Below are 12,462 nucleotides of genomic sequence, written 5' to 3' on the forward strand. Positions count from 1 at the left end.
GGCCGGATGACGGCGCGGTCAATGGCGCGGTCAGTCGTCCCGGCCGCCGTGGCGCTGGCCGGCACCGCCGATCATGGCGAGGAATTCGGCCCGGGTGCGCGGATCGTCGCGGAAGGCGCCCAGCATGCGGCTGGTGACCATGGTGACCCCCGGCTTGCGGATGCCACGCGTGGTCATGCATTGGTGCGCGGCCTCGATCACCACCGCCACGCCGCGCGGCTGCAGCACGGTCTGCAGCGTGTTGGCGACCTGGGCGGTGAGCTTTTCCTGGATCTGCAGGCGTTTGGCGTAGACCTCGATCACGCGGGCGAGCTTGGAGATGCCGACCACGCGCTTGCCCGGCAGATAGGCGACATGGGCCTTGCCGATGATCGGCACCATATGATGCTCGCAATGGCTTTCCAGCCGGATATCGCGCAACACGACCATCTCGTCATAGCCGTCGGTTTCCTCAAACGTCCGCTCCAGCATGCCGACCGGATCCTCGTCATAGCCGGCGAAGAATTCCTCGTAGGAGCGCACCACGCGGTCCGGCGTGCCGACCAGGCCCTCGCGCTCCGGGTCGTCGCCAGCCCAGCGGATCAGCGTGCGCACGGCAGCCTCGGCCTCTTCGCGGCTGGGTCGCTGGGTCTTGATCTCGTCATTCGCCTTCACGAAGGACGGCAGGCTTCCGGTCTTGGCCACACTGCTCACGGCGATGCTCCTGTTTGTGTCGTCTGCCGTCTTCTACGCATATCGAAGCGCCCCGGACCAATCCGTGGCGCAGAATTTATTGTCAGTTCACCCGCCGCGCCTCGTGGGGGCTGTCCAGCGAGAAGGCCGGAATGGCGACATCGAACTGTTCGCCGGACTCGCTGACCATCTGGTAGGTGCCAACCATGAAACCGGACGGCGTGGGCAGCGGCGTGCCGCTGGTGTATTCGAAACTGTCGCCCGGCCCCAGCACCGGCTGCTCGCCCACCACACCTGGTCCACGCACTTCCTGCACCCGGCCGCGGGCATCGGTGATCTTCCAATAGCGGCTGCGCAACTGCACGGTATCGCGGCCGCTATTCTCGATCTTCACGTTGTAAGCCCAGACGAAATAATTCTCGTCGGGCGAGGATTGCTCGTCGAGATAGATCGGCTGCACCGAGACCGAAATGTTATGCGTGGTCTTGTGATACATGGCTGAACTCCGAGCCCGGCCGGCGCAAAGGCCGGCATGGCTACTTGCTAAAATATTAGGAGCGATGGCCGGAATGTCCAGCCAAGCCAGCCGCCAGGGCCGGAAAACCGCCGGATCGGCCCAGATCGCCGCCCTCAGACGCCGACCCCGGGCGCCGACCCCAGGCGCCGGTCGAGGGGGCGGACAAGCTTGCAGAAACGGCAACGGCCGCCCCTTTCGGGGCGGCCGCGCCATAAGAGCGGTAACCGCGGGGATTACTTGCGCAGGAAAATCTGCGCGTTGCGGTTCTCGTCGTTGCGGACGCCATCGGCGGTCGGCACGCGCGGCTTGTTCTCGCCGTTTGCCACCGTCTGGATCGAGCCCTGCGCGATACCCTTCTGGCGCAGATAGCTGGCCACGGCATCGGCGCGACGCTGCGACAGACGCTGGTTGTAGGCGTCGGTGCCCGAGCGGTCGGCGTTGCCTTCGATCCGCACGTTGGTCATGCCGGTCGCGCGGTAGTCGGCGATGGCGCGGTCAAGCACCTGGGTCGCCACCGGGCTGAGGTCCGACTTGTCGAACGCGAAGAACACGATGTAGGTCTCCGGCAGACGCGGGGCCGGAGCCGGGGCCGCAGCAGGCGCCGGGGCCGGCGGCGGCGGCGGCGGAGCGGCAACGACCGGCTGCGCCTTCGGAGCCGGAGCGCCGAAGCGATAGGTCACGCCCAGCATGACCGCATGGTTGGCCCAGTCGGCATCCACAGAGGTGCCCGTGGTGGTGTTCAGGCTGAGATCACCAAAGCTGGCGGTGTAGCGGTAATCGGCGGTCAGCAGCCAGTTCTCGGTCATCGCGTAGGACGCGCCGACGATGCCCTGATAGGCAAAGACGGTGTCGCTGTCGTCGAGGACGCGAGTGGCGTTCACGCGGGCATTGTCCACGCTGACGCGGGCACCGCCGAGGCCGATACCGATGAAGGGATTGAACCGCTCCTTCGGCATGAAGTCGTAATAGACGTTGGCGAACAGCGTCCAGGCATTCACATCACCGGAGGCCGTGACGCCGGTGGCGTTCGTGCTGTCCACGTCGTTGCTGCGATAGCCCAGTTCCAGTTCGGAACGGAAATTGTTCAGGAAGCTGAAGCCAGCCTTGCCGAGCACGCCGTAACCGAGGTCGAAATCGACATCGTTGCTCGTGCCACCGCCGGACACCGAGCTTTCGGTCAACCAATTCGGGCCCGCCGACAGACCGAGATACCAGTTCTCCTGCGCGGATGCCGGAGCCGACGCCATGGCCGCCAGAGCGGCACCCGCCAGCAGAGCGACACGAATCTTCATGAGAATCTCCTCAAAATTTGGATCGGGCCGCATCCGCAGCCCCACACGTCTCAACCCCACGGCGACTATAACAACACCAGCCGGGATTCGCCTAACCCAAGGCCGCGAGTCGGCCGGAATAATAGCCTGCTGTGGCAGATCGGCAACAGATCAGGCCGCTTTTTCAAGGGCCTGACTGAGATCATCCTGCAGGTCGCGCCAGTCTTCCAGCCCCACCGACAGGCGCAGCAGATCCTCGCCGATCCCCAGCCGGGCACGTTCTTCGAGGCTCAACCTCTGGTGTGTGGTGGTGGCAGGATGGGTGATCAGGCTTTTGGAGTCGCCCAGATTATTCGAGATATCCACCAATTCCAGGGCATTCAGCATACGGAATGCCCCCGCCTTGCCGCCTCTGGGACGCAGGGCCAGCATGTTGCCACCGGCACTCATCTGGCGCATGGCCAGGGCATGTTGCGGGTGGTCGGCCCGGCCGGGGTACAACAGGGCCGGCACATTCGTCGGGGCCGCCAGGCCGGGATGGCCGGCCAGGGCATCGGCCAACCGGGCGGCGCTTTCCACCTGACGCGATACCCGTAGTTCGAGAGTTTCCAGCCCCTTGAGCATGACCCAGGCATTGAAAGGGCTGAGCGCGGGGCCGGTATGCCGCAGATAGGGGGTCAGTTCATTGGTGACGAAATCCTGCGACCCGAGCACCACGCCGCCCAGGCAACGGCCCTGGCCGTCGATATGCTTGGTGGCGGAATAGACGACGATATCGGCACCAAGCTGCAGCGGTTTTTGCAGCATAGGCGTGGCAAAGACGTTATCGACAACCACACGGGCGCCAACTTTGTGCGCCAGCGCGGCCACGGCCGGCAGGTCGATCACTTCCAGCGTGGGATTGGACGGCGTTTCCAGGAAAACGGCGCGGGTGCGCGGATTGATCGCCCGCTCCCAGGCCGACAGGTCGGTCCCGTCGATCAGATGCGTGCGAATGCCGAAGCGCGGCAGCAATTCCTCGACGATATAGCGGCAGGATCCGAACACCGCGCGGGCCGAAACCACTTCATCGCCGGCCTTCAGCTGGCACATCAGCGCCGCATTCACCGCCGCCATGCCGCTGGCCGTGGCACGCGCAGCCTCAGCATCTTCCAGCAGGGCCATGCGACGCTCGAACATTTCCACCGTGGGGTTGCCGAAACGGCTGTAGACGAAACCGGGCTGCTCATTCTTGAAGCGGGCTTCGGCAGCTTCGGCGCTGTCGTAGCAGAAACCCGAAGTCATGAAGATCGCTTCCGAGGTTTCGCCAAAACCGCTGCGCATGGTGCCGCCGCGCACCAGCTGGGTTGCCGGCCGCCAGGTGCGGGAAGATTTCTTGCTGTTGCTCATCGCGTGTCGTCCTCTGGTCCGATATCAACGAAACCGGGGCCAAAAAACAAAAAACCCCGGCGCCGCAGGCCCGGGGTTTTGGGATAAAACCGCCCGACCTTTTAGCGGTTTGTTTTACGTGGTCCGCAAGCCGGTCGGCTCAAATCACCACGAATGGTCCAGCGTGATACGGCGCGACGGCGATGCCGTCAAGCCTGATTCGCCGCCGCCCGCGTCCGGGCCCTCATCCCAAGGCCCGCAATGCCTCGATGGCCGCCATGCGGCCCGAGAGCCAGGCCCCGGCCGCCGATCCCACCCAGTCGGGGGGAGCAAAGGCCTCGCCGGCAAACAGCACCCTGCCCCGCCCGGCGGCCGAGGTCAGCGGCCGGCCGGCGTTGCGGCGCGCCACGGCAAAGCCTGGCCGAGCGGCGGCGATGGCGCCACGGCTGAAAGGATCCTGCCCCCAACCGGAGGCCATGCCCCGCACGAAACGGCCATCCGCCGCATCGCCAAAGAGGCGTTTGAGCTGGGCCCGCGCGGCCGCCACCATCGCCGCCTCGCCCTGCCCTTCCAGCGCACGGGCGAAATCGCCGCCGACGGTGGCCGTCACCACCGGCGTATCATGCACATTGAGACGAAAACTGAAGACGCGGTTACCGCCGCCATTGGCCAGCACCTGTGTATTGGCCGGTGCATTGAAACTGCCGGGTTCGTAGAGCAGCGCGATGCGATTGATCAATCCCATAGTCATCCGTCCCAGCGCTTCGCGCTGGGCGGCCGGCAGGGCTGGCTGAAACAGGATGCCGTCACGTGCCGCCAGCACGCCGAGCGGCACCGTGACGATGCCAACCCCGGCGCGCACCTCGCCTTCGGCAGTGGCGAGCGTGATGCCGTCATTGGCCCAGTCGATGCGCACAACAGGCTTGTCGAGCCAGACCGGCAGGCCGGCAGCATAATCAGCCGTCCACGCACCGAAGCCGCCGGACAGCCAGCCATCGTTGCCAGTGCCCGACAGGCGCGGCGCATCCAGCGCGGAAACCTGAGGATATTCGATGCCGACATGCAGCGGGCCGGCCATGGCACGGGCCAGGTCGAGCCAGCGCTGCGCGCCATTCACATCCAGTCTCGCCCGGCTGGCCAATGCAACATCGGTGCTCAGGGTCTTGGCATCGAGCAAAGCATCGTCGAGGCGATCGTAGAGCAGGCCGAGCAGATCGTAATCCTCGGTGGCGGCATCGCGCAGATTGCCGTCGCGACCCTGATCAAACAGCCAGAAGTCGCCCTCATCGGTTTGCAGGCGGGCTTCACGTCGGCGCATTTCGCCGGCCAGCGGATTGATGTCGGCCGATTTCAGGAAAGCGGCACCCAGATCGGTGGGGTGCCCCAGCCGTGTCGTATCGGTGTAAGCGCGGCCGCCGATGCGATTGCGCGCCTCGAGCACGGCGACATTACGCCCGCGTTCCTGCAACAGCCGCGCCGCGGCAAGGCCGGCAATTCCGGCACCGACAATGGCGACATCGACTTCGCCAGGAAGTTTGCCTGGCAACGCGGTTTGCGCGGGCACAGCAGCCGGCATGCCCAGCAGCGGCAAGGCCGCCGCGGTTGCCGCGCCCTGGATCGCTTCTCGACGGGTGACGCGCTTCATTGCCCCATTATGCCGCGAGACAGGAGGAAAGATCAAAATAAAGCCGGGCCGCAAAGCGGCCCGGCTTGGTCGTGTCCTTCAGGTGTCAGCGCCGAAGGCGTATGCGATGCGGTAATTATTTCACCAGCAGCGCCCGACGCAGCGCCGCGTTCGCCTGGGCAACGGCGGCAACCGTGGCCGGGCTGTCGGCCAGGCCATTCAGCATGACGAAGTCATGGATCGCACCGTTGTAGCGCGTCGAGGTGACACTGACGCCGGCCGCGATCAGCTTGCGGGCATAGGCTTCGCCCTCATCCCGCAGCAGATCATTCTCGGCGACGATCACCGTTGCCTCCGGCAACCCGCGCAACTGATCGACCGAAGCCTTCAACGGAAAGGCCAGAACGTCGCCACGCACATTGGCCGGCAGATAGGCATCGAGGAAGAAATGCATCGCATTGGTGGTCAGCCAGGGGCCATTGCCGAAGGCGGCATAGGTAGCGTTCTGCGACACATCATCGGTCACCGGGTAGAACAGCACCTGATGACTGATCTTCGGGCCGCCGCGTTCCTTGGCCAGCAGCGTTACCGCCGCCGCCATGTTGCCGCCCGCCGAGTCACCGGCCACGGCCAGGCGGCTGCCATCGACATTAAGTGCCTTGGCATTCTCGACGACATACTTCGTCGCGGCATAGGCCTCTTCGTTCGGCACCGGATACTTCACATCCGGCGTATTGCGGTAGTCGACGAAGACCACGGCGACACGGGCGCCGACGGCGATCTCGCGGATCAGGCGGTCATGGGTATCCTTGCCGCCGAGCATCCAGCCGCCGCCGTGGAAATACATCACCACCGGCAAGGCCCCGGTGACGCCATCGGGCCGCACGATGCGCACATTGACACTGCCCAGCGGGCCGGTGGGCAGGCTCAGGTCCTGGATGCTGGCCGGCAGCTTGGCAACCGGGCCGGCCTGGGCGCCGGACAGCACCTGGCGGGCAGCCTGGGGCGACAGGGTATAAATCGGGGGACCGCCGGCCGCGTTCACAGCATTGATAAAATTCTGCGTGACGGCGTCCAGATTGGCCCCCTGGGCCTGGGCGGGGGCCGAAACGGCGGCAGCCAGCAGACCGGCGGCCAGCGCGGTGGAAGCCAGGATGCGGCGGGTATTATGCAACAGCGACATGGGGTTAGCTCCTTATTGGGGTGGCTGGTCCGTCAGTGGCGGGCCCAGATCCGTGCTCCGGATGGCTATTACTTATCGCGATAAATAATCGTTTGATAATTGATTTTCCAGCATGCCACCCTTGCATATATCGCATACGATAAATTATCGTACGATTTATAATTGCAGCCAGATTTCTGGAGATTGCCGATGCCCCACGCCCCCGCCACAACCAGCGACCTGCTGGCGCTGGATAACCAGCTCTGCTTCGCGATCTATTCCACCGGTCTGGCTTTCAACCGCCTGTACAAGCCCCTGCTGGACGCGATGGGCCTGACCTATCCGCAATATCTGGTCATGCTGGCGCTATGGGAGAACGACGGCCTGATGGTGGGTGAACTGGGCAGCCGATTGTTTCTGGAATCCAGCACGCTGACGCCGCTGCTCAAACGACTGGAGGCGGCCGGCTACATCACGCGCCGCCGCAATCCCGAGGATGAACGCCAGGTGCGGATTCACCTGACCGGAACCGGACGCGCATTGCAGCAGCAGGCCATGGCCTGCCCGGCCACGATCCTGAAGGCTTCCGGCCAGAGCATGGAGCAATTGATGGAAATGAAGGATGCAGCGGTAAAGCTGCGCGATGCCTTCAACGCCTTCAACGCGGCGCGCTGAGGGCTGAACCGGTCTTACCGTGGTTTAGCGGGCCGAGCGGAAAGGATGCGCGGTGAAGACGCCGATCACCTTCAGGGAACGGCTGAAATATTCCAGTTCCTGCAGCGCGAGATCGACATTGCGCTGGGCCGGATGGCCTTCGATTTCGGCATAGAACTCGGCGACCTGGAAGCCTTCCGATAAATAGCTTTCCAGCTTCACCACGTTGACGCCATTGGTGGCGAAACCGCCCAGCGCCTTGTACAGCGCGGCCGGCACGCTGCGCACGCGGAACATGATCGCGGTGAGGCTGTTGCCCTGCTGCGGATCGGGGTCGCGACGCTGGCGCTCCAGCTTGATGAAGCGGGTGGTGTTGGTGTGGTTGTCCTCGATATCCCCGCGCAGAACCTGCAAACCGTAAAGCTCACCGGCGATGGATGAGGCAATCGCGGCTTCTTCCGGGTTGTTGCGTTCGGCCACATCCTTGGCCGAACCGGCGGTATCGGTGGAAACGACCGGCTCAATGCCGAGATCCTTGATGACGCGCCGGCATTGCGACAGCGCCTGCACGTGACTGTAGACGCGCTTGATGCTTTTCAGGCTGGCCGCTTTCGGCGCCAGCAACTGGTGCCGCACGCGCAGGAAATGCTCGGCCGTGATATAAAGGCCGCCTTCGGGCAGCAGTTGATGGATGTCGGCGACGCGACCCGCGGTGGAATTCTCGATCGGGATCAGGCCGCAGGCGGCACGGCCCTCACGCACGGCGGCAAAGGCATCTTCGAAGGTGGCGCAGGGCAGCGGCACCATGTCGGGCAGGGCCTCGCGGCAGGCCAGATGCGAGTAAGCGCCCGGCGCGCCCTGGAAGGCGACGATGCGCGCAGGATCGGTGGCGGCAGTGGCGATCTGGGCGGGCATGAAACTCTCTTCGGCTGGCGAGCGTATGTAATGAGTGTGGGGCGAGCGGGATTATCGTTGCGCAGCCATCACCTGGCGGATGCGCTCAAGGTCGGCCGGAGTATCGACACCGAGCGGCAGGGTGTCAACGACGGCAGCCGCGATGCGCATGCCGTTCTCCAGCGCACGCAATTGTTCGAGCTTTTCGCGCTGTTCCAGCGGCGATGGCGGCAGCGCGACGAAGCGCTGCAGGGCCGCGCGGCGATAGGCATAGATGCCGATATGATGCCATAGCGGCCCGTCGCCGCCCGGCACCGGACGGCGGCTGAAATACAAGGCCGGCCCGATGCTCTCGCCCGGCCGCAGGCTGAGCACCGCCTTCACAACGTTGGGATCGTCGATCTCGTGCCGGTCCACGATGGGTGTCGCCAGTGTGGCAATATCGATGCGTGGATCGGCAAGCGGCTTCAACGCCGCAGCGACGACCGCGGGATCGATGGCGGGCAGATCGCCCTGCAGGTTGATCACCGCATCATGCCGGCCCTCGGGGTCGAGTTTGACCAGCGCCTCGTGGATGCGGTCGGAGCCCGAAGGATGATTGGGATCGGTCATCACCGCCTCGCCACCGGCGGCCCGCACCGCACCGGCTATCGCCTCGTCGCCGCAAGCCACCGCCACACGGTTAAAACCAGCCTCCTGGGCGCGACGCAGGCAATGCACGATCATCGGCTGGCCGTGGATATCGGCCAGCGGCTTGTCGGGCAGCCGGGTCGAGGCCAGTCGCGAGGGAATCAGCACGATGGGGTTGCTGGGCAGACTGGATCGGCTAAGTGTCTGGTCGGCAGTCATTTGCGGTCCTGATCGCGAGGCGGGCAAGGTGCGGCAATCCGCCGCAGCCCGGGCGGGCGGATGCCCTGTCCCGCGGGATATATACGGGTTGCGAACGGACCGGGGAAGCCGCTAATGTCACGGCGATTTTTGGGCCGTTTCGGCCCGTTTTAGACCGGTTTCGCTGCCCCGTCCCCAACTACCGGCGCAGCGTCGATGGCAGGAGTGTCGCGAGATGGATAGTTTCGAACTGAACAAGATGATCGGCGCCGTGCTGTTCTGCCTGCTGATCATCATGGGCGTGAATCAGTTCGGCAATATCCTGGTTTCGCCGAAGAAGCTGGCCGAGCCGGCCTATAAGATCGAAGTGGCCGAGGAAGCCCCGAAGGGTGCCGCCGGCGCCGCCGCCAAGCAGGAAGAAGCCGATCCGCCGATCGCCACCCTGCTCGCTTCCGCCAGCGTCGATGCCGGCAAGAAGGCTTTCAGCAAGTGCGCCGCCTGCCATACCCCGGAAAAGGGCGGCGCCGCCAAGGTTGGCCCGAACCTCTATGACGTCGTTGGCGGTCCGAAGGGTCACATGGCCGGCTTCGCCTATTCCGACGGCCTGAAGAAGACCGGCGGCGAGTGGAGCTATGACAGCCTCTATGCCTTCCTGAAGAACCCGAAGGCCTATGCCCCGGGCACCAAGATGGCCTATGCCGGCTCGAAGAGCGCCAAGGAGCGCGCCGACCTGATCGCCTATCTGCGGTCGCTGTCGGACAATCCGAAGCCGCTGCCCTAATAACAGCCGCGTTTCCAGATCAGGGCCGGGATCCGTCGACATGCGCGACATCCCGGCCTTTTCTGTTTCCGCCGACGAGCTGATCGGTTTTGCCAACCATCTGGCCGATCTGGCCGGCGCGGCGATCCGCCCGCATTTCCGCCAGCGCATCGATATTGAGGCGAAGGGCGACGACTCGCCGGTGACCATCGCCGACCGCGCCGCCGAAGCCGCCATGCGGCAGGCCATCGAGGCGAAATATCCGGCCCATGGCATCTATGGCGAGGAATACGGCCATGCCCGGCCGGACGCGCCGTGGCAGTGGATCCTCGATCCGATCGACGGCACCAAGAGCTTTGTCACCGGGCTGCCGATCTTTGGCACCCTGATCGCACTGACCTTCGAAGGCCAGCCGGTGCTGGGCGTGATCGACCAGCCGAATATGCGCGACCGCTGGGTTGGCGCATCGGGCCGCGCCACCATATTCAATGGCATGGCGACCCGCGCAAATCCCCGCAGCGATCTGGCGAAGGCGGCCGTGGCCACCACCTCGGTCGGCCTGTTCAACACGGCTGAAGCCATGGCCTTCGAGACGTTGCGCAAGGCCTGCTGGCTGAACCGCCTGAGCGGCGACTGCATCGTCTTTGGCCTGATCGCCTCGGGTTTCGTCGATGTGGTCGTCGAGAGCCGGGTGCAGCCTTATGATTACGCGGCCCTGATCCCCGTGGTGGAAGGCGCCGGCGGCGTGATCACCGACTGGGAAGGCCGTCCGCTCGATACCCGCAATCCCGCCCGCGTGCTGGCCGCCGCCAATCCGGCTTTGCATGCGGCCGCGCAGACCTACCTGTCCGGAGCGTGACTTTATTCTGGAGCGACCCCATGCGAACCGTGCTGCTGTCCGCCCTTCTTGCGTTTTCGATCAGCACGCCGGTTATCGCCCAGTCGCCTGAGGGCAAAACCAGCCATGCCCTGTCGCTGATCGGCACGCCGAAGTACGCCGCCGACTTCAAACATCTCGATTACGTCAATCCGAATGCGCCGAAGGGCGGCGAGGTGAAGCTGTACGGCGTGGGCGGCTTCGACAGCCTCAATCCCTTCATCCCCAAGGGTGACGAGGCACCAGGCCTGGGCCTGGTCTATGAAACCCTGATGACATCCCCGATGGATGACGACACCAGCGAATATGGCCTGATCGCCGAAAGCGTGGAGGCCCCCGAGGATTTGAGCTGGGTGGCGTTCAGTCTGCGCGCGGAAGCGAAATGGGCCGACGGCAAGCCGATCACGGCCGAGGACGTGGCCTGGAGCTTCGAGCAAATCCAGAAACATGGCGAGCCGCAAATGCAGCTCTACTACGCCAATGTTCAAAAGGCGGAAATTCTCTCGCCCCGAAAGGTGAAGTTCCATTTCAGCGGCCCCAGGAACCGCGAACTGCCGCAGATCATGGGTCAGCTCCCCGTGGTGCAGAAGGCACAATGGGAAAAACGCGGCTTCGACAAGACCACGCTGGATCCCTGGACCGGCTCGGGGCCCTACAGGATCGCCGGTCTGGAGGCGAACCGCTTCATCGTCTATGAGCGCCGCGCTGACTGGTGGGCGAAGGATCTGCCGATCAACAAGGGGCGCTATAATTTCGACCGCATCCGCTACGACCTCTATCGCGACACCACCGTGACGCTGGAGGCTTTCAAGTCGGGGCAATACGATTTCCGGCGCGAGAATATCGCCCGCGTCTGGGCCACCGGCTACGATTTTCCGGCCGTTCAGCAGGGCCTGGTGAAAAAGGTGGAACTGCCGCATGAGCGCCCGTCGGGCCTGAGCGGTTTCGTGTTCAACATCCGTCGCGCCAAGTTCCAGGACGTGCGCGTGCGCCGCGCGCTGACACTGGCCTTCGACTACGAATGGACCAACAAGACCTTTTTCTATGGCGGCTACAGCCGATCCAGCAGCTATTTCGAGAATTCCGATTTCGCCGCCCGTGGCGAACCCTCGGCGGCCGAGCTGAAACTGCTGGAACCCTTCCGCGACAAGCTGCCCAAAGAAGTCTTCGGTCCGGCCTACCAGGCACCGGCCTCGGATGGTTCGGGGCAGGATCGCCGCAACCTGCGCGAAGCGGCTCGACTGCTGAAAGAGGCCGGCTGGGACGTGAAGGACGGCAAACTGCGCAATGCCAAAGGTGATGCGCTGGATATCGAATTCCTGCTCTCCGATCCCACCTACGAGCGCATCGTGGCGCCCTGGGCGCAGAACCTGCAGCGCCTGGGCATCGCGGTGACCATGCGCACGGTGGATTCGGCGCAGTATGTCGCCCGCATCCGCGGCTTTGATTACGACATGATCTTCTCGGGCTGGGGCCAGTCCAACTCGCCGGGCAATGAACAGCGCAGCTTCTTTTCCTCGGCGGCAGCCGACAACACCTCGAGCAGCAACTGGATCGGCCTGAAAGACCCGGTCGTCGACAAGCTGATCGATGCGGTGATCTACGCCCCCGACCGCGACAGCCTGATCACTGCCACCCGCGCGCTGGACCGTGTGCTGACCTGGGGCCAGTATCTGATTCCGGGCTGGAGCCTGCGCGCCGACCGCATCGCCTATTGGGACAAGTTCGGCCTGCCGCCCAAGACGCCGAAGAACGGCACCGACTTCATGGCCTGGTGGATCGATCCGGCCAAGGCGGCGAAGCTGGCCGGCGCCAAGCAACAGGAAAAGAGATAG

General features: G+C 64.4%; 12 protein-coding genes and 1 riboswitch. Of the genes, 4 read left to right on the forward strand and 8 right to left on the reverse strand.

The window, feature by feature from the left end:
• Positions 1-30: 30 nt before the first annotated feature.
• From folE to ACE3OO_RS04630, 6 genes are all read right to left on the reverse strand, one after another.
• The gene (gene folE, locus ACE3OO_RS04605; RefSeq protein WP_374304661.1) at positions 31-684 is read right to left on the reverse strand and encodes a GTP cyclohydrolase I FolE; all 654 of its coding nucleotides are present in this window, start codon (positions 682-684) and stop codon (positions 31-33) included.
• Between the two features lie 91 nt (positions 685-775).
• Positions 776-1,168, reverse strand: coding sequence for a Co2+/Mg2+ efflux protein ApaG (apaG, locus tag ACE3OO_RS04610; protein ID WP_374300206.1), 393 nt, complete (start codon positions 1,166-1,168; stop codon positions 776-778).
• Positions 1,169-1,422: 254 nt separating this feature from the next.
• On the reverse strand, positions 1,423-2,481 hold the full coding sequence (locus ACE3OO_RS04615) for an OmpA family protein (RefSeq protein ID WP_374300208.1): 1,059 nt from the start codon (positions 2,479-2,481) through the stop codon (positions 1,423-1,425).
• Between the two features lie 150 nt (positions 2,482-2,631).
• Entirely contained in the window at positions 2,632-3,849 is a 1,218-nt protein-coding gene (gene metZ / locus ACE3OO_RS04620; RefSeq protein WP_374300210.1) for an O-succinylhomoserine sulfhydrylase, read from the reverse strand.
• 81 nt (positions 3,850-3,930) lie between these two features.
• Positions 3,931-4,010: riboswitch (SAM riboswitch) on the reverse strand.
• Positions 4,011-4,072: 62 nt separating this feature from the next.
• Positions 4,073-5,473, reverse strand: a complete 1,401-nt coding sequence (locus ACE3OO_RS04625) for a flavin monoamine oxidase family protein (protein WP_374300212.1) — start codon at positions 5,471-5,473, stop codon at positions 4,073-4,075.
• Between the two features lie 115 nt (positions 5,474-5,588).
• A complete protein-coding gene (locus ACE3OO_RS04630) occupies positions 5,589-6,635 on the reverse strand; it encodes an alpha/beta hydrolase fold domain-containing protein (protein ID WP_374300215.1) in 1,047 nt (348 codons plus the stop codon).
• A gap of 189 nt (positions 6,636-6,824) precedes the next feature.
• Between ACE3OO_RS04630 and ACE3OO_RS04635 the strand changes: the two genes are divergently transcribed.
• A complete protein-coding gene (locus tag ACE3OO_RS04635) occupies positions 6,825-7,289 on the forward strand; it encodes a MarR family winged helix-turn-helix transcriptional regulator (protein WP_374300217.1) in 465 nt (154 codons plus the stop codon).
• Between the two features lie 24 nt (positions 7,290-7,313).
• On the opposite strand, the gene ACE3OO_RS04640 is transcribed toward ACE3OO_RS04635, so the two are convergent.
• Together ACE3OO_RS04640 and ACE3OO_RS04645 are read right to left on the reverse strand one after the other, a co-directional pair.
• On the reverse strand, positions 7,314-8,183 hold the full coding sequence (locus tag ACE3OO_RS04640; protein WP_374300219.1) for a prephenate dehydratase: 870 nt from the start codon (positions 8,181-8,183) through the stop codon (positions 7,314-7,316).
• A gap of 51 nt (positions 8,184-8,234) precedes the next feature.
• On the reverse strand, positions 8,235-9,011 hold the full coding sequence (locus tag ACE3OO_RS04645) for a 3-deoxy-manno-octulosonate cytidylyltransferase (RefSeq protein WP_374300222.1): 777 nt from the start codon (positions 9,009-9,011) through the stop codon (positions 8,235-8,237).
• 214 nt (positions 9,012-9,225) lie between these two features.
• Between ACE3OO_RS04645 and ACE3OO_RS04650 the strand changes: the two genes are divergently transcribed.
• Genes ACE3OO_RS04650 through ACE3OO_RS04660 form a run of 3 tightly spaced genes read left to right on the forward strand, consistent with a single transcriptional unit; the run spans position 9,226 to position 12,462 of the window.
• The gene (locus ACE3OO_RS04650; RefSeq protein WP_374300224.1) at positions 9,226-9,771 is read left to right on the forward strand and encodes a cytochrome c family protein; all 546 of its coding nucleotides are present in this window, start codon (positions 9,226-9,228) and stop codon (positions 9,769-9,771) included.
• Positions 9,772-9,811: 40 nt separating this feature from the next.
• The gene (hisN, locus tag ACE3OO_RS04655; RefSeq protein WP_374300226.1) at positions 9,812-10,609 is read left to right on the forward strand and encodes a histidinol-phosphatase; all 798 of its coding nucleotides are present in this window, start codon (positions 9,812-9,814) and stop codon (positions 10,607-10,609) included.
• Positions 10,610-10,629: 20 nt separating this feature from the next.
• Complete coding sequence (locus ACE3OO_RS04660; RefSeq protein WP_374300229.1) at positions 10,630-12,462, forward strand: extracellular solute-binding protein; 1,833 nt, start codon at positions 10,630-10,632, stop codon at positions 12,460-12,462.

The sequence above is a fragment of the Ferrovibrio sp. genome (assembly GCF_041906005.1).
GTDB lineage: Bacteria > Pseudomonadota > Alphaproteobacteria > Ferrovibrionales > Ferrovibrionaceae > Ferrovibrio.

Bases quoted from the DNA above. Each gene is read 5' to 3' on its own strand.
- metZ (WP_374300210.1), bottom strand. From the start codon at position 3,849: ATGAGCAACAGCAAGAAATCTTCCCGCACCTGGCGGCCGGCAACCCAG.
- ACE3OO_RS04625 (WP_374300212.1), bottom strand. From the start codon at position 5,473: ATGAAGCGCGTCACCCGTCGAGAAGCGATCCAGGGCGCGGCAACCGCG.
- ACE3OO_RS04640 (WP_374300219.1), bottom strand. From the start codon at position 8,183: ATGCCCGCCCAGATCGCCACTGCCGCCACCGATCCTGCGCGCATCGTC.
- ACE3OO_RS04660 (WP_374300229.1), top strand. From the start codon at position 10,630: ATGCGAACCGTGCTGCTGTCCGCCCTTCTTGCGTTTTCGATCAGCACG.
- ACE3OO_RS04650 (WP_374300224.1), top strand. From the start codon at position 9,226: ATGGATAGTTTCGAACTGAACAAGATGATCGGCGCCGTGCTGTTCTGC.
- ACE3OO_RS04615 (WP_374300208.1), bottom strand. From the start codon at position 2,481: ATGAAGATTCGTGTCGCTCTGCTGGCGGGTGCCGCTCTGGCGGCCATG.
- apaG (WP_374300206.1), bottom strand. From the start codon at position 1,168: ATGTATCACAAGACCACGCATAACATTTCGGTCTCGGTGCAGCCGATC.
- hisN (WP_374300226.1), top strand. From the start codon at position 9,812: ATGCGCGACATCCCGGCCTTTTCTGTTTCCGCCGACGAGCTGATCGGT.
- ACE3OO_RS04635 (WP_374300217.1), top strand. From the start codon at position 6,825: ATGCCCCACGCCCCCGCCACAACCAGCGACCTGCTGGCGCTGGATAAC.
- ACE3OO_RS04630 (WP_374300215.1), bottom strand. From the start codon at position 6,635: ATGTCGCTGTTGCATAATACCCGCCGCATCCTGGCTTCCACCGCGCTG.
- ACE3OO_RS04645 (WP_374300222.1), bottom strand. From the start codon at position 9,011: ATGACTGCCGACCAGACACTTAGCCGATCCAGTCTGCCCAGCAACCCC.